Here is a 19,596-nt window from a genome sequence, read left to right as displayed (position 1 = left end):
AGTTGGTCGCCTTTTAGCTTGTCCTCAACAATACTATTAAATAGGGTATTCTTTCATTTTTTCTAATGCAATGACGAAAGGCGGATCATTTTGTTGATTAAGAAATGCATATTTTAAGACATGGACATATTTTTGCGGAAGTTGACTTACATAATCAATGACCTTATCACGTTCTTCTTTTCCACCTGGATGACCATGATAAATAACAAGAACAATCAATCCTCCCACTTTTAAGAGCTTTAATATATTTTCAATAGCTTGGATTGTTGTATGAGGCCTTGTAATAATATCATGGTTGCTGCCAGGTAAATAGCCGAGATTGAAGATAGCTGCAGCTACTGGCTTGTGTACATATTGCATGACTTCCTCATGCCCTTTATTTAAAACGACTGCCCGATGTTCTAAACCATGATCTAAAAGTCGAAGGAGTGTCGCATCAACCGCCTCTTTTTGGACATCAAAGGCATAAACTTGTCCTTCATCCCCAACAAGCTGTGCCAGAAATAATGTGTCATGACCGTTTCCTGCAGTCGCATCAACCGCCGTATCTCCCTCTTCTATACTATCTTTTAATAACTGCTGGGCATATTGTAAAACACGTTGTAATTTCATTTCGTAACCTCTGCCTTATACAACTTCCCTTGCCAACTAACTCGACGTTCAAGCTCAGCGTCAATACCATTCAACACTTCCCATTTATTGACACTCCACATTGGTCCAATCATTAAATCAATCGGTCCATCGCCTGTAATACGATGAATGACCATTTCAGGTGGTAGGATTTCTAATTGGTCTGCTACTAGTTTTGTATACACATCTTGGTCTAAAAATTCTAGCATACCTTTTTCATATTGCTTCACCATAGGCGTTCCTTTTAATAGATGAAGTAAGTGGATTTTAATGCCTTGGACATCTAATTGTGCAACTGCGCGTGCCGTTTCCATCATCATGTCATAGTCTTCGAGAGGCAATCCGTTAATGATATGTGAGCAAACTCGAATGCCATGCTTACGCAATTTTTCAACGCCTTCCACATACGTTGCATAATCATGGGCGCGATTAATAAGATTGGCAGTTTTCTCATGCACCGTTTGAAGACCTAGCTCAATCCATAAATATGTTCGCTCATTTAATTCTGCTAAATATTCGACAACATCATCTGGTAAACAATCAGGACGAGTAGCAATAGAAAGACCTACTACACCTTCTTGCGCCAAAGCTGCTTCAAATTTTTCTTTTAAAACTGGCAGCGGGGCATGTGTATTTGTGTAGGCTTGGAAATAAGCCATGTATTTGCCATCCTTCCATTTCTGATGCATTTTGTCTCGGATTTCAGCAAATTGAACATCAATTGGATCTACCTTATTGCCAGCAAAATCACCAGAACCTGCAGCACTACAAAATGTACAGCCACCAAAAGCGACTGTGCCGTCACGGTTAGGGCAATCAAAGCCTGCATCTAACGCCACTTTAAATACTTTATGACCAAATTGGTCACGTAAATAGCGATTCCATGTATAGTATCTTTTCCCCTCTGAGGGAAAAGGAAAATTTGTCTCTGTCATTTATTTCACTCCTCTAACGCTCTATTCTATCATGTGCTTTTCGTTCCGTCATGGGGGAAGGGTATTATCATGTTATGGATGCAGAAAAATGGTAAGAAACAAAAATAAAAACGAATGAAAATAGGGTAGAAGTCTTGTAAAAAAGGTAAAATTATTTTCCTTGTGCTTTTAAGTATTTCAGCATACACTAACTATTTAGAGAAGCGAAATAATGGAGGTCATCCTATGCCAAAACGTGTTTGGTTTTTAATTATCGGAATGCTTGTGAACACAACAGGCAACTCTTTTTTATGGCCTTTGAATGCCATTTATATGCATGATTATTTAGGCAAATCTTTAGCAATGGCTGGTTTTGTCTTAATGCTGAATTCTGCTGCTGGAGTATTAGGTAATCTATTAGGTGGTTACTTATTTGATAGAATTGGTGGCTATAAAGCTATTATGCTTGGCATCCTGTTAACGATTGCTTCATTAATTGGCTTAACAATTTGGCACGGCTGGCCACATTATGTGTGGTTTTTAACGATACTAGGCTTTAGTGGAGGCATTGTTTTCCCAGGTATGTTTGCCTTAGCTGGGGCTGCCTGGCCAGAAGGTGGACGTAAGGCTTTTAATACTATCTATTTAGCACAAAATGTCGGTGTTGCCGTAGGTCCTGCCCTTGCCGGTATTGTGGCAGATTATCAATTTGACTATGTGTTTAAAGTGAATTTAGGTATGTATATTTTATTCTTTTTCATTGCCTTATTTACATTTAAGCGTTTGGAAGTGGGCAGTATTGCACCTAAAAATGTCTTGAGCGAAAGTAAACGAATCGTAAACAAGGCACCTTTTTATGCTTTGTTAATAATTAGTGCATCCTCCGTTTTATGCTGGCTAGCATATTCTCAATGGAGTGCAACCATTTCATCCTATACACAAGATTTAGGGTTAGGATTAAAGCAATATAGCCTACTTTGGACAATAAATGGTCTTCTAATTGTCATTGGGCAACCACTCATTGCACCGCTCGTAAAGCGATGGGAACACAATTTAAAACGTCAATTAGTATTTGGTGTAACGCTGATTGCTCTTTCCTTTGGCATTATTGCCTTTGCAAACGATTTTAAAATGTTTGGAGCAGCGATGCTTGTCTTAACATTTGGCGAAATGTTTTATACGCCAGCATTACCAACGATTGCTAATCAATTGGCACCAAAAGGTCGACAAGGATTCTATCAGGGGATTATCAATAGTGCTGCTACTGGAGGACGGATGATTGGTCCACTATTTGGTGGTATTATGGTAGATCAATTTGGCATGATTCCTCTCGTTTTAACATTGGTGGTCATCGTACTATTGGCGATTATTCCATGTTTAACATACGATTATCCTTTAAAGAAGAACAAAATAGTAGCAGATTAATAATGTTGCAATCAAAGAGCAAAATCGAGTGTCAAGTCACTTGATTTTGTTCTTTTTTTATAGTAGATATTGAAAAATTGCTGTGACAGGATTACAATCATACATATTCAAATATTTGAATATGTAGTTATATGGAGGGGTTTTTTTATGGAAGAGGGCTTACAACAGTTTAAAGCGGATTTTTTCAAAGCATTAGCACATCCGTTACGCATCAGAATACTTGAACTCCTTGTAGATGGTCAGAAAAGTGTCAATGAGATTCAAGATTGCTTAGAGAAAGAGGGTTCCGCTGTTTCTCAGCAATTAAGTGTATTGCGTGCCAAAAATATTGTTTATGGGGTGAAGGAAGGAAAAAAAGTTTATTATTCTTTAAGTGACCCAATGATTGGTGCATTACTTGGGGTGGCAAAGGATATTTTTAATAACCATTTGGTTCATACCATTTCGAGATTAGAGGAAATGACAAATAATGAAGGTGACGAAGAGAATAAGTAAATCAATGATGATGAAAAATTGGGCTTTGCGTATTATTTCGAAGGGAAGATTTATCTATGAAGTCACTGTTTACAGGACGCTTTGAAGGGTATTCAGTTCATCATGTAAAAAAGGATTTATTGTCAGGGATTATTGTCGGAATCGTTGCTATTCCACTTGCCATGTCCTTTGCCATCGCATCAGGTGTGAAACCTGAATATGGGATTTATACGGCTTGCATTGCAGGTATTCTTATTTCTCTTTTTGGAGGTTCTAAATATCAAATAGGTGGGCCTACGGGGGCGTTTGTGCCAATTCTATTGGGGATTGTTCTTACCTATGGCTATGAAGATTTATTACTTGCGGGTTTAATGGCAGGGGTATTGCTTTGTATCATGGGCTTTTTTAAGCTAGGGACTTTAATTAAGTTTATTCCACGACCTGTAACAGTTGGCTTTACAGCAGGGATAGCAGTGATTATTTTTACAGGTCAAATCGCTAACTTTCTAGGGCTGACAAATGTTAAAAGGCATGAATATTTTATCGCCAACATACAGGAAATCATTAAGCAGCTAGGTACGACAAATACGTATAGTATTCTTACTGCTGTCGTATGCTTGGTGACAATAGTGATAACACCAAAGTTTTTTCCAAAGGTTCCTGGAGCATTAGCGGGTATTGTTGTCTCTACACTTATGGCAACTTTCCTCTTTTCAGGACAAGTTGCTACCATTGCAACGGCTTATGGTCAAATTCCTAATACATTACCTCATTTCGCCTTACCGAATATCACGCTCGAACGATTACAACAACTTATTGGTCCAGCGTTTGTTATTGCAATGCTAGGTGGTATTGAGTCTCTATTATCGGCAGTGGTGGCGGATGGGATGACAAATAGTAAGCATAACAGTAATCGTGAGCTAATTGGGCAGGGGATTGCTAATATTGTGACGCCTTTATTCGGTGGTATTCCAGCAACAGGCGCCATTGCACGCACAGCGACCAATATCAAAACAGGCGCAGTATCCCCTATGTCGGGTATCATTCATGGTGTGTTTGTTCTAATCACATTATTGTTATTAGCTCCATATGCATCTCATATTCCGTTAGCAAGCATGGCTCCGGTACTGATGGTCGTAGCTTGGAATATGAGTGAACGACATCATTTTTCACATATCGTAAAATTAAAATCAGGCGACTCACTGGTATTATTGATTACCTTTTTATTAACGGTATTCACTAGTCTTACATTAGCAGTTGAGGTAGGGCTTGTGCTGGCTGTGCTATTATTTGCGAAACGTATGAGTGAAAAGCTTGTTGTTACAAAAGTACTTCCGGATCATTCAAATAAAAGTGAGAAGGTACAGCCACATGTAGTGCATCAGCAGCATGATTGCCCGCAAATTAGTATGTACACAATTGAAGGGCCGTTGTTTTTTGGTGCTGCACAAATGTTTGAACAAACGATTGAAAGTACTTTGCATCAGCAACCAAGAGTTTTGATATTACGGATGGGGAAAGTGCCCTTTATGGATTCTACTGGAGAAGCATATTTTAACAATATCATAGAAAATTATAAAGCACAGGGCGGTACTATCTTGGTAACGGGTGTGCAAGGTGATTTAAAGGATGCTCTTCAACACAATGGTCTTTACGATAAAATAGGCGCGCAACATTTTTTTCAGCATACAGGAGAAGCAATTACAAAAGCTTTCCATTATTTGAACGCCAATCAATGTATTGGTTGTCAGCACTTTGCTTTTCATGAATGTCAGGATTTATCAAAGTCTAAGGAAGAAAAGGATTTAATTGTTCAGTAATGGGTAAGCTGTAAACAAAGGCTTGTGCTTTTCAATACTTTCCATTAGAATAAATGCAATATCATGTAAAGACTGTGATGAGGAATAGTAGATTTGTGGTTCTTTTTAGAGAGCTAGCGGTTGGTGGGAGCTAGTAAGAATGCAAATTGAACTCGCCTTCTGAGTCTGCCCGCGTGAAACAGCGTGTGTCGTTTCTTCCGCGTTAAGGAAGCTTGAGCCGAGTGTAATCACTAATTTGGGTGGTACCGCGGGAGTACAAATTCTCTCGTCCCTTCTATAAGAAAGGGGCGAGTTTTTTTATTTTTTAAATATTTTGTCAATTATGATGGAGAGCAGCACGATCAATCGAAGGAGGAAAAGAAATGAGTTTTAATCATGAACAAATTGAAAAAAAGTGGCAGCGATATTGGGCTGATAACAAAACATTTAAAACTGAAAATGAAACAGCAAAGCCTAAATTTTATGCATTAGATATGTTCCCATATCCATCTGGCGCAGGACTTCATGTTGGCCATCCAGAGGGGTATACGGCAACTGATATTCTATCACGCTTTAAACGTATGCAAGGCTATAATGTACTTCATCCAATGGGCTGGGATGCTTTTGGTTTACCAGCTGAGCAATATGCACTCGATACAGGGAATGATCCGGCTGAATTTACAGCTAAAAATATTGCGACATTTAAACGTCAAATTCAAGAGCTAGGCTTTAGCTATGATTGGGATCGTGAAATTAACACAACGGATCCAGAGTATTATAAATGGACACAATGGATTTTTATCCAGCTTTATAAAAAAGGCTTAGCTTATGTGGATGAAGTAGCTGTTAACTGGTGTCCAGCACTTGGCACGGTATTAGCTAACGAAGAAGTAATTGATGGGAAATCAGAGCGTGGTGGTCATCCTGTAGAACGCAGACCAATGAAGCAATGGATGCTTAAAATTACAGCCTATGCTGATCGTTTAATCGATGACTTAGAAGAAGTTGATTGGCCTGAGTCTATTAAAGATATGCAACGCAATTGGATTGGCCGTTCAGAAGGGGCTGAAGTGACATTTGCCATTGACGGTTCAGATCAAAACTTCACAGTTTTCACAACACGCCCTGATACATTGTTTGGTGCTACATACTGTGTGCTTGCACCAGAGCATAAATTAGTGGAACAAATTACAACAGCTGACCAACGCCAAGCTGTTGAGGCTTATTTAGAGAAAGTTAAAATGAAATCTGATCTAGAGCGTACAGATTTAGCGAAAGAAAAAACAGGCGTATTTACAGGTGCTTATGCAATAAATCCGATTAACGGTAAAAAAGTGCCGATTTGGATTGCTGATTATGTGTTAGTGTCTTATGGTACAGGTGCTATTATGGCGGTGCCAGCACATGATGAACGCGACTATGAATTCGCAACTGAATTTGGCTTAGACATCGTTCCTGTACTTGAAGGTGGAGATATCAGCAAAGAAGCATTTACAGGTGATGGTCAACATATTAACTCTGAATTCCTTAATGGCTTAAATAAAGCAGATGGCATTGCGAAAGCCATTGAATGGTTAGAGGAAAAAGGTGTAGGGGAGAAGAAAATTTCTTATCGTCTACGTGACTGGTTATTCTCCCGTCAACGTTATTGGGGTGAACCAATTCCAATGATTCATTGGGAAGATGGCACGATTACGCCAGTTCCAGAATCAGAATTACCATTAATGCTACCAAAAACAGATAATATCCGACCATCAGGTACAGGTGAATCACCATTAGCAAATATTGAAGAATGGGTAAATGTTGTCGATCCAGAGACAGGTAAAAAAGGACGTCGTGAAACAAATACAATGCCGCAGTGGGCAGGTTCGAGCTGGTACTTCCTACGCTATATCGACCCGACAAATACAGAGGCAATTGCAGACCCAGAGTTACTAAAACGCTGGTTACCAGTTGATATATATATTGGTGGTGCGGAGCATGCAGTATTGCATTTACTATACGCTCGCTTCTGGCATAAAGTTCTATATGATTTAGGCGTTGTGCATACAAAAGAGCCATTCCAAAAATTATTTAACCAGGGAATGATTCTAGGTGAAGGTAACGAGAAAATGTCTAAATCTAAGGGCAATGTCGTCAACCCAGATGAAATCATTACGTCACATGGTGCCGATACATTACGCTTATATGAAATGTTCATGGGCCCACTAGAGGCTTCTGTTGCATGGTCTACAAATGGTTTAGATGGAGCACGCCGCTTCTTAGACCGTATCTGGCGTCTATTTGTCAATGAAGAAGATGGCACAATTTCAGCAAAAATCCAAGTGTCTAACGATCAATCACTTGAAAAATCATACCACCAAACAGTGAAAAAAGTGACAGAGGATTATGAAGGCATCCGCTTTAACACAGCTATTTCACAAATGATGGTCTTTATTAATGATTGCTATAAAGCTGATGTGATTCCAACGGCTTATGCTGAAGGCTTTGTGAAAATGCTAGCACCAATCGCTCCGCATATTGCAGAAGAACTATGGCAACTATTAGGTCACAATTCAACACTTTCTTACGAGCAATGGCCAACCTATGATGAAGCAAAGCTTGTGGATGATGAAGTAGAAATTGCTGTACAGGTTGCTGGTAAAGTACGTGCGAAGATTGTTGTAGCAAAAGATGCGTCAAAAGAGGACATCGAAAAAGTAGCACTTGCTGATGAAAAGATTCAAGAATATATGGCAGGAAAGAGCTTAGTGAAAATCATCGTTATTCCAGGCAAACTTGTCAATATTGTCGTCAAATAAAGAGCTATAAAGTAAAAATGTACATTACTAAATTCAATTTTAGTAATGTACATTTTTTAATTTGGCGTTATATAAGCGATAAAATAAGGACTGCACCCATCTAACTGAGTGCAGTTCAATACAATTTAAATAATCAATCCCACAATAATAGCTGTTAGGATACTTACGAGTGTAGCACCGTACAACAACTTTAAGCCAAAGCGGGCAACGACATTACCTTGTCTTTCATTCAAACCTTTTACAGCTCCCGAAATAATACCGATGGATGAAAAGTTGGCAAAGGATACAAGGAATACAGAAATAATGCCTAGTGTACGTTCACTCATGGACGCTGAGACGTCGCCAAGGTTAATCATGGCAACGAATTCATTCGTTACTAATTTAGTTGCCATAATACCGCCAGCAGCCACAGCATCTGCCCATGGAATACCCATTAGGAAAGCGATTGGCGCAAAGATATAGCCTAATATTTCTTGGAAGGATATACCAATAATCATATCGAATAATGAATTGATTAAATCCATTAATGCAACGAAACCAATAAGCATTGCTCCAACAATGATGGCTACTTTAAAGCCATCCATAATATATTCGCCAATCATTTGAAAGAACGCTTGCTTCTGTTCATCTTCAATCGTTAAGATATCTTCTTTTTCATCCACAGTATATGGATTAATGATAGAAACAATAATAAATCCGCCAAACAGGTTTAATACAATGGCCGTTACGACATACTTTGGCTCAATCATCGTCATATAAGCACCAACTACTGACATCGAAACAGTCGACATAGCAGAAGCGCATAACGTATACATACGTTGTGGTGCAATCTTATCTAATTGCTTTTTAACAGTGATGAATACTTCAGATTGGCCAACCATAGCAGAAGCAACAGCATTATAGGATTCCAATTTCCCCATGCCACTTACTTTACTTAAAAATAAACCTACCCATTTCATTAAAAAAGGAAGTATTTTAAAATGCTGCAAGATCCCAATCAGAACAGATATAAAGACGATCGGTAATAAAACAGCTAAAAAGAAGGGTGATTCTCCTTCATTTGCTAAGCCTCCAAAAACAAATGATATACCCGCATTTGCATAGGACAATAAGTGATCAAATACTTTGGTGATTCCTTTAATTAGCACATAGCCAACCGTTGTATTGAGTAGTAAAGCTGCCAATAAAAATTGGATGATCAACATAATCACTATATATTTATATTTTATTTCTTTTTTGTTTTTACTCATTAATAAAGCTAAGGCAAAAACAAGTAACAATCCACAAAAGGATATTAAGTATCTCATAAGTTCCTCCATAAGTATCTGTGATATTTTGTCCTGATGTTCCAATTTCAGAAGAACAGCTAAAGATCTTAATTAGTCAGACGTCAGACAAACAATCTCACTATAACAGTTTTTTCGCTAGGTATTCAATAGATAATAGAAAAAAAGTATGCAACACAGCATACAAATAAATTCAGTCTAAAAATGTACATTATTTCTTTAGGAGTGACTATTCATAATTAAGGTTGCCAGAATAATTCATTATAAAATACTCTTTTATTGTGTGAAGTTTTTCTCAATTTATGACGATCGTGTTCATGAAACTTTTTGATTTTTTTTGAAACCAACTAAGATCGAATGACGACTATAGGGTGAATGTTTAGAGGAGGTGTTTGGGTGAGTGAGCATTTAGTAGCCATTATGGAAGAACACGGAGAATATTGCTTACGAGTGGCTTATCTTTATGTAAAGGACTGGGCAATTGCTGAAGAAATTGTACAAGATGTCTTTTTTTCTTATTATCGGCAGCAGGATCGCTTTGAACATAGAGCATCTCTAAAGACCTATTTAGTTAAAATCACGGTACATAAAAGCCATGATTATCTTCGAAGTTGGAAAAATAAACGCCATCTGCTATTGGAAAAATTACATATTGGGGCAAGTAAACGGACACCGGAAACGATGTTAATAGCACAGGATGAGCGGAAAACATTAACGAATGCGTTATTTGAGTTACCTATTACTTATAGAGAAGTCGTCATTCTTTATTATTATCAAGAATTAAAGGTTAGAGAAATTGCAGATATTCTTACATGTGCAGAAAATACAGTTAAAACCAGATTGCATCGGGCAAGGAAAATGTTACAGGAGAAATTAGCGACTAGTGAGTGGGAGGTGTTAATGGATGACAGCTTTTAAAGAAAAATTGGATCAAGAACTTGGCGAAGCACCACGATTTACGGAATCCTTACAGGAGGATATTTTACGGCAAGTGCAACATGAAAAAAAAGCAAAACGCTGGTCTTATCCATTGATCATCGTAGGCACGATCATCATGTTTCTATTAATAATAGAAATCGGTCCATTAGGGCAGATAGAGCAAACGCAACATGCTTCAATTGTTCAATTAGCACAGCAGCAATCAATAAAAAAATATACAATGATTTATAATTCGGATGAGGAGATTTTTAAGGCTGGGAGACCTGGGTGGGTTATTGGTCAGCAATTAATGGAGCAAAGTTCAGAAAAAGAGCTTTTACAACAATTATTACAGCAAGCTACTATGACGCATATGAATGAGGATATTCGATTTAGATTACAACGTGATGTCTGGGTAGAGTTTGAAAAGGGGCAGATAATTAAGCTAAAAATGTTCATCGGCGAAGAGTATATCATAATTGTTGATTATAACAACAAATCATCTTACAAAGTAGAAAATAAAGATCTGGCAAAGGCTTATATAGATCTTGCTCTCAATGATGATGCTAAATTTGGAATGTCAGGTTTACTCGTTATGCTAGTTTTTATCATAGCTATCCAAATGCTTGTCGATAAACTAATGAGGAAAAAATTTAATATACCAAAGGAATATGTTAATAGTGGACATCGACGTGCTGTTTGGGCTATTAAAATGTTGAATATCATTATGCTTCTGGTGATCGTAATTAAAGGGTGGATTTTATTTACTGTTATCATTGGAGGATATTTAGCGGTCATCCTTTTCAGCTCTATATTTATTGACTATTACTATGGTCGAGAGGAAAAAAGACATTATCTTTCCATTAGTTCGGCCATTGTTGGATTGCTATCACTCATCCTATTCTTCTTTTATATCAGTTAAATAAACGTATAAACCTGAACCCGAAATAATCTCGAGTTCAGGTATTTTTTTCTATCGTTTCAGTCTGAAGCATTAATTGATAAATACTTGAGATGATAAAGCTGGTAGCTAAACCATATAGCGTATTAAAGCTTAAACCAATACCAATTCCAATGATGATGGATAGAAAAATGACAAGCCAGCTATGTTTATGAATATGGCGATTCGTAAATAAAAGGATTAACATAAACGGTAACATGGTAATGTGCAGGAAGGCAAAAGAATAAATAACACCTAAAATCGTTAAATCGATAGATAAGAAACAGGTAAATAAAATTATCATCAGACCAATCAAATAGAAATAATAGGGTCTTTTCGTCACAAAAAAACGTTTCGTTGCCCGCATGTCTACAAGCAAGGTTGTGACAATGGCTAATAGGACAATGACGAGAAAAGCAAATGTAAGAAAGCCTGGCTGCACTTCATATAAAAACGTAAAAATCAATACTTGGAACTGGCCAAATGATCCGCTGTATAGGGCAATCATTAAAATCGCTGTAAATGATAGCGTTAATAACGCTAAAATTAAACCTGAGGAAAACAGACTGCGGCGTACTTTTTTAGGTTTTATAAAGGCAATTAAATACCATGTCGATTTATCAAAAAATACTTGTCCTAAAACGGCTAGTTGAATAATGACATAGAATAGCAGAATTTCGCTATTTTTAAAATAAAATAAATAAGGGTGATATAAGCGAATCCCCTCATATACAGTGTTTGCCCCATTTTGAACAAAGTAATAAATAGGGATAAAAATAAGTAATGAAAAAAGAGCAATAATAAATAAAATTTCCAACCAGAGTATACTTTTCACTGACATGATGCGATCAAGAAATAAGATGCCGATTAAAAAGAAAAAAAGTGTAATAGGTACTGGAATATTTAACATAATTTCAGATAATACACTAATGCTTATTAATTGAATAAGCCAAATTTCAATACCTGTCAGCAGGTAAAATAGCCGTATAACCTTTAAATTCATACCAGACAATTTACGCTGTATGGTAAAGAGCAAAAAACTTTGTGTATGCTGATTTTGTGTGTAATCGCTCTTATTCAGCAATGAGCCAAGTATAATAAACGAAAGAGCTGTTGCTAATGTATAACAAATGCCCGCCATAAAACCAAAAGAAATAAGGGCTGAGGGAGAGGACAATAATAAATTACCATTAATCCATCTCGCTAAAAGAATAATGACTCCTGCTGCTGTGCTTAAACTTGCAAATGGAACGAGCAATGAATATTTCCTTAACATACGATTAAAGGCCTTTACTCATTTTAGAGGATTTATATTGACGTGGTGATTGATTGTATTTTTTCTTAAACGCAACACTAAAATAGTGCTGACTATTAAAACCACAGCTCTCAGCAATCGCAGACATACTTGTGTCTAGATTTTCATTGATTTTCTTTACGGCCATTTCTAAGCGATAATTATTAATATACTCATTAATGCCAATAGACTGCTCCTCCAAAAATTTACGACTTAAATAGCTCGGATTCAAATGAATTTTTTCAGCAATAATATTGAGACTTAGTTTTTCATAATAGTTTTCATGAATATAGGAAAGTGCGCTTTGAATCGCATCATGGTTAGAACTCCACACCTTATATTTCTCCACGATAGCATCTAATTCACTTGCAATGACCGGTTTTGTAAGATAATCCTTTACCCCGATACGCAATGCCTGTTGGGCATATTCAAAGGTTTGATAAGCTGTTACCATGATGATGTCTACCTCATAAAGCGCTTTTAATTCCTTGCTCAACGAGATACCATCTTTCCCAGGCATTTGAATATCCAAAAAGGCGATAGTCATACGATGCTTTTTAGCTAATTGCAGAGCCTGTGAGGCATCTTGGGCAGTATGGAAGGTCCAATTTGGAAAATGTGGCTTTAATAAATAAATCATTTGCTCAAGCTCTAATGGCTCATCATCTGCGATTAAAATATTCATGGTGAGATTCTCCTTTCTCCTTCCAGTTGATAGAAAGCCTATGCGGGAACATGGATTGTAACAGTGTAATGCTGTTCATTGTTTTGAATCGAGAATAAAATATTTTCAAGCCCATAAATGAGCTCAAGTCGTTTTCTAATATTTTCGAGACCATAACCTTGCTGCAATTCGTCTACTACCTGTTCAATTTTTTCTAATGGCTGTGTATTTTTAATTTCAATTAATAAGCTAGTATCCATTTTTTTGATTATAATGGAAAGCTCTGCAGGTCCTATATGTTTTTCAAAGCTATGTTTATATGCATTTTCAATAATGGTCTGCAGAATAAATGGAGGTATTTGGACAGATAGAGCTTCATCATCAATATATTTATTTACAGTCAAACGATGGCCAAATCGCAATTGTTGAATATTTAAATAACTATCGACAAATTGGACCTCGTTCTTTAACGCAATTAACACCTCGTGATTATTGTATTTAAATTTAAAAAATGTTGCCAAAGCCTCAATGCCCGCAACCAAATCTTCCTTTCGATTGATGCGAGCTAGGCTTAATAATGAATTTAATGCATTAAAAAAGAAATGTGGCTGTATTTGCTGATTCAACTGGAGAATATTCGCTCTTTGTAAATCCTGCTCAAGCTCTAAATTTCTTTTTTCCTCCTCAAGGCTATCGATTTGCTTTTCGAAAATAAAGATAAAAGTAAGCAGAAAAGCTCCAATAATTGGAGCAATTACACATAGGAGAATATATATGTTGAAGGTTTCTGGTTGTAACATAATGACCTCTCCGATTATTTTATAAGTGTAAGATACATTAAACTAAATTTTCTGCGAAATGGCAAGCTACCTTATGTGTTGCAGTGATCGCTCGTAAAGCTGGCACTTCTGCTTTACATTTATCTGTTGCGAATGGGCAACGTGTGTGAAAGCTACAGCCAGTAGGAGGATTAAGAGGTGATGGTAGGTCACCTTTTAAAATAATGCGCTCCTTACGATGCTGCTTATCAATGACTGGTATAGAAGAAAATAGTGCTTTTGTATAAGGATGATGTGGCTGTGTGAAAAGGGAATGCTTATCAGCAATTTCTACAACCTTTCCAAGATACATCACCATAATACGGTCTGAAATATGTCGAACAACACTTAAATCGTGTGAGATAAATAAAAAGGTTAAATCTAAATCTCGTTGTAGTTGCTTCAGTAAATTGAGTATTTGAGCTTGAATGGAAACATCTAGGGCAGAAACAGACTCATCACAAATAATAATTTTAGGATTAACAGCAAGGGCTCTTGCAATGCCAATCCGCTGACGCTGACCACCAGAAAATTCATGTGGATAACGCTCTAAGTACTCAGGACGTAACCCAACAAGGGACATTAATTCGAGCATGCGTGCTTCTTGCTGCTCAGGTGGTACAATTTTTTGAATAGACATGGCCTCTGTTAACATTTTACGAATGGTTCTTCGTGGGTTAAGGGATGCATAGGGATCTTGGAAAATAATTTGAATGTCCTTGCGTGCAGCACGAAGCTCTTTTTTGTTCATATTCACTAAATTTTTACCAAATAACAATACCTCTCCAGCAGTAGGCTCATCTAATCTTAAAATAGAACGACCAGTCGTTGATTTACCACAGCCAGATTCTCCAACAATGCTGAGTGTCTCACCAGGCATGATATCGAAAGAAACACCATCCACAGCTTTTACAACTTGCTGTGGACCGAAAAGCTTTTCTTTTTTTAAGAAAAAATGCTGCTTTAAATCATTTACTTGTAATAGTGGTTGGGTGTGTTGTGCTGTTGTCATACTGTCAGCTCCTTCATGAGTGTTTCTCCTTGCCATTCATTACTGTACATCCAGCATCTTACCTTTTTTCCTTGCTCGACAGTCAAAAGTTCTGGCTGTTGGTCACGACATAAATCTGTAGCAAATGGACAACGTTCTGCATAACGGCAGCCAATTGGGTAATTATAGGGACTTGGGACAGTTCCGTGAATAGTAGATAGTTCTTCTTGGTCTTCGTATAGCTTTGGTAATGATTGAATTAATCCGTTTGTATAAGGGTGTAACGGTTTTTCAAAAAGACTTTCTGTTGTGCCTTCTTCTACAACCTGACCTGCATACATAACGGCAATCTTATCGCAAATTTCTGCTACAACACCTAGATCATGGGTAATGAAGATAATGCTCATGCCTAATTGTTTTTGCAGGTTTTGAATAATATCAATAATTTGGGCTTGAATGGTTACATCTAAAGCAGTTGTCGGTTCGTCAGCAATTAAGACATCTGGTGTACAGGCTAGTGCCATGGCAATCATAATGCGTTGTCGCATCCCACCACTTAACTGATAAGGCTCCTGCTTCGCTCTTTTTTCTGGTGCAGGAATCCCAACTAGGCGAATCATATCGACAGCCTTTTGCCATGCTTCTTTACGTGATAAGCCTTGGTGCAATCGAATGGATTCAGCAATTTGCTCTCCAACGGATAATACAGGATTTAAGCTTGTCATAGGCTCTTGGAAAATCATCGATATTTTATTGCCCCGAATTTTACGTAACTCTTCATCTGAGAGCTTCAAGATATCAGTATTATTTAATAAAATTTCGCCATTGATGATTTTACCAGGAGGCGACGGTACTAAACGAAGTAATGACAGCGAAGTCATGGATTTCCCACAACCAGATTCACCAACAATGCCCAGTGTTTCTCCTTTTTGAAGAGTAAAGGACACCCCATCTACAGCTTTGGCAACCCCTTCACTCGAATAAAAATAGGTTTGTAAATTTTTTACTTCCAGCACGTTTTCTTGTTTCATCCGTTTTTCCCCTCCTTAGTTTAAATCCATTCGTTTATTAAAGAATCGATACAAAATGTCTACAAAAAGATTAATGAAAACAAATATTAATGAGGCAATAAGTACGCCACCTTGTACGACTGGTATATCACGTGTTCGAATGGCATCTACAATCATTCGTCCTAATCCGTTTACAGCGAAAACAGATTCAACTAAAACTGTTCCGCCAAGTAAACTACCAAACTGTAAGCCTACTACTGTAATAACTGGAATCAAGGCATTGCGTAATGCGTGCTTTAAAATGATGATGTACCCTTTTAAGCCTTTTGCTTTCGCTGTTCGTATATAGTCTTGATTTACAACCTCTAACATACTAGAGCGAGTCATACGAGCGACGATAGCAGCTCCACCAGCACCAAGTGTGATAGCTGGTAGAATAATATGTTTGGCACTATCCCAGCCTGCTACAGGAAGCCAGTGTAACTGTACAGAGAATACATACATTAATAAAATTCCTAACCAGAAACTTGGAAGGGAAATTCCTAATAAAGCGACAACCATTAAGCCTACATCCATAAACGAATAAGGACGGATAGCAGAGATAATACCAGCAATAAGCCCCAGAACAATGGTAATTAAAATACTATAAAAGGCTAGCTCTATTGTAATTGGTAATCGGGAGGTGATTTCCTCGAATACTGGTTGATTATTTTTTAAAGAGTTACCCATATCTCCTTGTAGAAGATTTTTAATATAGTCTGTATATTGAACTGCTAATGGTTTATTGAGCCCTAAATTCTCGCGTAATTCTGCAACTGTTTCTTGAGAAGCTCCTTCTCCTGCTAAAATAATCGCTGGGTCCCCAGGAATCATCTGCATAATTAGAAAAACAACAAGCGTTACACCAAGTGTCACAGGAATAATTTGAGCTAGTCGTTTTAAGATAAATAATGTCATGTGTCTTCTCTCCTTTAATTTTTCATTCTTGGATCTAGTGCATCGCGTAAACCATCACCAAATAAGTTAAAGCCTAATACGAGTATAGAAATCATAATACCTGGGAATAGCGCCATATAAGGAGCAGTAAATAGGAAATCACGTCCGTTCGAAAGCATAGCACCCCATTCAGGAGATGGTGGCTGAGCACCTAAACCTAAGAATGATAGACCTGCTGCAGATAGAATAGCTGTTGCTAAGCGCATGGATGCTTGTACAATAATGGGTGATAAAATATTTGGAAAAATATGCTTTATTAGAATCGTCATATCATTTGCTCCAAGAGTTTTGACTGCATCGATATATTCTAATTTTTTAACTTCCATTGTTGAGCCACGTACAATACGAGCAAACATAGGAATAGAGAAAAAACCAACAGCAATTGTGACATTGATAAGGCTTGGCCCCAATGCACTGACAATAGCTAAAGCTAGTAAAATACCCGGGAAGGCAAGCATGATATCTAAAATTCGACTAATAATAGAATCAACCCATTTGCCATAATAGCCAGAAATAAGGCCTAAGAAGGTACCGATTGTACCACCGAATAAAACAGCTGAAATACCAACACCAATGGATAAACGTGATCCATATAAAATACGGCTTAAAATATCTCGCCCTTTGTCGTCTGTTCCCATTAGATGATCAAAACTTGGCCCTTGTAATTTTTGATCTAACTGTACGTCGTATGGATCATAAGGGGCTAATATGGGCCCAATCAGAAACATCAATATATATAGAAGAATGATGATGCCTCCTGCGACAGCTGCTTTATTTTTCTTGATTTTGTTTAGGAAAGAAACAAGATTCTTTTTTCTAGATGCCTTGCGTGCATTCACTAAAACAGAATGATCGATAGTAGTTGTTACTTTATTCATATCGAATACTCCTTTTCTATTTGATTTGATTTCAATTTAGTGAAAAGCGTAAAGAATGTAAATATTTTATGGCTTATTAGTCAGAAAATTTAAAAAACACGTAAATATTTTAAAAAACAAGTGAATTTTATTTCTTTATAATTCGAAATGTAAGGAACAAATCACACAAGGAGGAAATGTTGATGAAGAAAATGAAGTTGTTTTTATTCCTAGCACTAATGACTGTACTTATCCTGCAAGCATGCTCTACCGCTAGCAATAATAGTACGGAGGGTTCCAAAGAGGGATCAAAAGGCGTAGGAGGAGAATTAGTCGTTCTAAGAGCAGCAGATGCGACAAGTCTTGACCCTCATTTTATTACAGATATTCCATCAGCGAATATTATTCATGGCAAGGTATATGAAACACTTGTCGCTTTTGATAGAGATCGTAAAATTGTTCCATTACTCGCAAAAGAGTGGGAGCAAAAAGATGAAGTCACATGGACATTTACATTGAATGAAGGCATTAAATTCCATGATGGAGCAGATTTTAATGCAGAAGCTGTAAAAGCGACATTTGACCGAATTCTAGATCCTGCAACTGGATCACCACAGCGTGATAAATTATCGATGATTAATGAAGTAGTAGTAGATGATGAGTATGTTGTAACGTTGAGGTTAAAAGAACCGTATGCTCCACTTCTTTCTATTTTAGCAAGTCAAGAGGGTAGTATGATGAGCCCTAAAGCAATTGCTGAAGCAGCGGACGAATTAGCAACACACCCAGTAGGGACAGGCCCATTTGTATTTGAATCTTGGAAATCTGGTCAAGAAATTACATTAATTTCGAATAAAGACTATTGGGGAACTGTACCGAAAGTAGATAAAGTAACATTTAAAGTTGTACCAGAGGATTCTACTCGTCTAGCAATGATTGAAAGCGGAGAAGCGCATATTGCTGAACAAGTACCTGTAACAGAGATTGATCGTATTGAAAATTCTTCAACGATGAACTTATTCCGTGCAGAAGGACTAGCAGTAGAATTTATCGGCTTCAACGTGAAAGATAAATTATTATCGGATGTAAAAGTACGTCAAGCTATTAGCTATGCTGTTGACCGTGAAGCGATTATCAGCGGTATTTATGATAACGTAGGAACACTTGCAAATTCTGCAATGAGTCCAAAAATTATTGGATATTCTAGTGAAACGAAACCGTATGACTACGATGTAGTGAAGGCAAAAGATTTATTAAAAGAAGCTGGTGTTCAAGAGGGAACAAAAGTTAAATTACTGACAAGTGATCGTAAAGAGCGTATCAATATGGCGGAGGTTATTCAATCTCAATTAAAAGGAATCGGATTAGATGTTGAAATTCAAGTAATGGAGTATGGTGCATTTATTTCTGAAATTACGAAAGAACAGCACCAAATCTTTATTAGTGGCTGGGGTAATGCTACTGGTGATGCTGATTATAACCAATATAATCTATTCCACACTGCTTCTATGGGGCCTCCAGGAAACCATTTCTACTATTCAAATCCAGAAGTAGACAAGCTAATTGAGCAAGGACGTTCTGAAGCAAACCAAGAGGCACGTAATGAAATCTACAAAAAAGCAATGCAAATCGAGTTAGATGAGGCTGTGTATATTCCAGTACGTAACTACGAGCATTTAGCGGTTTATAGTAATGCTGTAAAAGGTTTCTGGTTAGATGCATCTAACTACACAATGATCAGTGGCGTTGAAATTGTAGAGTAATCAAATTTGGTGATAG

Annotated in this window: 17 protein-coding genes and 1 other annotated feature; of the genes, 7 read left to right on the top strand and 10 right to left on the bottom strand. The window is 37.3% G+C overall.

Translation table 11 applies throughout. From position 1 onward, the window contains the following. Positions 1 to 36: 36 nt before the first annotated feature. Entirely contained in the window at positions 37 to 612 is a 576-nt protein-coding gene (locus tag MKZ14_RS16585; RefSeq protein ID WP_016994479.1) for a class I SAM-dependent methyltransferase, read from the bottom strand. Beyond that, positions 609 to 1,565 carry a TIGR01212 family radical SAM protein gene (locus MKZ14_RS16580; protein ID WP_333005408.1) on the bottom strand — a complete coding sequence of 319 codons (957 nt, stop codon included), beginning with the start codon at positions 1,563 to 1,565 and terminating at the stop codon, positions 609 to 611. Before MKZ14_RS16580 ends, MKZ14_RS16585 begins: the two co-directional genes overlap by 4 nt. Positions 1,566 to 1,790: 225 nt before the next feature. Here MKZ14_RS16580 and MKZ14_RS16575 point away from each other — a divergent pair, with 225 nt between their 5' ends. From MKZ14_RS16575 to leuS, 4 genes are all read left to right on the top strand, one after another. Next, positions 1,791 to 2,969 carry an MFS transporter gene (locus MKZ14_RS16575; RefSeq protein ID WP_016995609.1) on the top strand — a complete coding sequence of 393 codons (1,179 nt, stop codon included), beginning with the start codon at positions 1,791 to 1,793 and terminating at the stop codon, positions 2,967 to 2,969. Between the two features lie 147 nt (positions 2,970 to 3,116). After that, positions 3,117 to 3,464 (top strand): metalloregulator ArsR/SmtB family transcription factor, encoded by a 348-nt coding sequence (locus MKZ14_RS16570; RefSeq protein ID WP_026023572.1) that lies wholly within the window; start codon positions 3,117 to 3,119, stop codon positions 3,462 to 3,464. Positions 3,465 to 3,520: 56 nt separating this feature from the next. Further along, positions 3,521 to 5,263 (top strand): sulfate permease, encoded by a 1,743-nt coding sequence (gene sulP / locus MKZ14_RS16565; protein ID WP_333005411.1) that lies wholly within the window; start codon positions 3,521 to 3,523, stop codon positions 5,261 to 5,263. 65 nt (positions 5,264 to 5,328) lie between these two features. Further along, positions 5,329 to 5,539 (top strand) — a binding site (T-box leader). A gap of 86 nt (positions 5,540 to 5,625) precedes the next feature. Beyond that, positions 5,626 to 8,043: a leucine--tRNA ligase gene (gene leuS / locus MKZ14_RS16560; RefSeq protein WP_333005413.1), complete on the top strand. Its 2,418-nt coding sequence runs from the start codon at positions 5,626 to 5,628 to the stop codon at positions 8,041 to 8,043. Between the two features lie 125 nt (positions 8,044 to 8,168). Here the strand turns inward: leuS and MKZ14_RS16555 are convergent, their stop codons facing one another. Continuing rightward, positions 8,169 to 9,350: a nucleoside transporter C-terminal domain-containing protein gene (locus MKZ14_RS16555; RefSeq protein WP_036078450.1), complete on the bottom strand. Its 1,182-nt coding sequence runs from the start codon at positions 9,348 to 9,350 to the stop codon at positions 8,169 to 8,171. A 375-nt stretch (positions 9,351 to 9,725) separates the two neighbouring features. On the opposite strand from MKZ14_RS16555, the gene MKZ14_RS16550 reads away from it, so the two are divergent. Both MKZ14_RS16550 and MKZ14_RS16545 read left to right on the top strand, forming a co-directional pair. Further along, positions 9,726 to 10,247, top strand: coding sequence for a sigma-70 family RNA polymerase sigma factor (locus MKZ14_RS16550; protein WP_016992555.1), 522 nt, complete (start codon positions 9,726 to 9,728; stop codon positions 10,245 to 10,247). Beyond that, positions 10,234 to 11,169: a DUF4181 domain-containing protein gene (locus MKZ14_RS16545; RefSeq protein ID WP_312123748.1), complete on the top strand. Its 936-nt coding sequence runs from the start codon at positions 10,234 to 10,236 to the stop codon at positions 11,167 to 11,169. The genes MKZ14_RS16550 and MKZ14_RS16545 overlap by 14 nt, the downstream gene beginning before the upstream one ends. A gap of 37 nt (positions 11,170 to 11,206) precedes the next feature. On the opposite strand, the gene MKZ14_RS16540 is transcribed toward MKZ14_RS16545, so the two are convergent. From MKZ14_RS16540 to MKZ14_RS16510, 7 genes are read right to left on the bottom strand one after another with little or no spacing between them, the layout of a single operon-like run. Next, positions 11,207 to 12,445 carry a permease gene (locus MKZ14_RS16540; protein ID WP_258860396.1) on the bottom strand — a complete coding sequence of 413 codons (1,239 nt, stop codon included), beginning with the start codon at positions 12,443 to 12,445 and terminating at the stop codon, positions 11,207 to 11,209. Positions 12,446 to 12,467: 22 nt separating this feature from the next. Next, the gene (locus tag MKZ14_RS16535; RefSeq protein WP_016992558.1) at positions 12,468 to 13,166 is read right to left on the bottom strand and encodes a response regulator; all 699 of its coding nucleotides are present in this window, start codon (positions 13,164 to 13,166) and stop codon (positions 12,468 to 12,470) included. Between the two features lie 38 nt (positions 13,167 to 13,204). Then, a complete protein-coding gene (locus MKZ14_RS16530) occupies positions 13,205 to 13,945 on the bottom strand; it encodes a histidine kinase (protein WP_036078444.1) in 741 nt (246 codons plus the stop codon). Between the two features lie 37 nt (positions 13,946 to 13,982). Beyond that, positions 13,983 to 14,975, bottom strand: a complete 993-nt coding sequence (locus MKZ14_RS16525; RefSeq protein ID WP_016992561.1) for a dipeptide ABC transporter ATP-binding protein — start codon at positions 14,973 to 14,975, stop codon at positions 13,983 to 13,985. Next, entirely contained in the window at positions 14,972 to 15,985 is a 1,014-nt protein-coding gene (locus MKZ14_RS16520; RefSeq protein WP_312123745.1) for an ABC transporter ATP-binding protein, read from the bottom strand. The genes MKZ14_RS16525 and MKZ14_RS16520 overlap by 4 nt, the downstream gene beginning before the upstream one ends. Positions 15,986 to 16,000: 15 nt before the next feature. Then, positions 16,001 to 16,921 carry a nickel ABC transporter permease gene (nikB, locus tag MKZ14_RS16515; RefSeq protein WP_333005416.1) on the bottom strand — a complete coding sequence of 307 codons (921 nt, stop codon included), beginning with the start codon at positions 16,919 to 16,921 and terminating at the stop codon, positions 16,001 to 16,003. Positions 16,922 to 16,935: 14 nt separating this feature from the next. After that, on the bottom strand, positions 16,936 to 17,838 hold the full coding sequence (locus tag MKZ14_RS16510; protein ID WP_016992565.1) for an ABC transporter permease: 903 nt from the start codon (positions 17,836 to 17,838) through the stop codon (positions 16,936 to 16,938). Between the two features lie 182 nt (positions 17,839 to 18,020). Here MKZ14_RS16510 and MKZ14_RS16505 point away from each other — a divergent pair, with 182 nt between their 5' ends. Beyond that, positions 18,021 to 19,580 (top strand): glutathione ABC transporter substrate-binding protein, encoded by a 1,560-nt coding sequence (locus MKZ14_RS16505; protein WP_333005417.1) that lies wholly within the window; start codon positions 18,021 to 18,023, stop codon positions 19,578 to 19,580. The last annotated feature ends 16 nt before the right edge of the window (positions 19,581 to 19,596 follow it).

Origin of the sequence: Lysinibacillus sp. FSL P2-0066, from assembly GCF_037969495.1 — a bacterium.
Classification (GTDB): domain Bacteria; phylum Bacillota; class Bacilli; order Bacillales_A; family Planococcaceae; genus Lysinibacillus; species Lysinibacillus boronitolerans.
The sequence above is the reverse complement of the archived record's forward strand: the minus strand, read 5'-3'. Positions and strand labels throughout refer to the sequence as shown.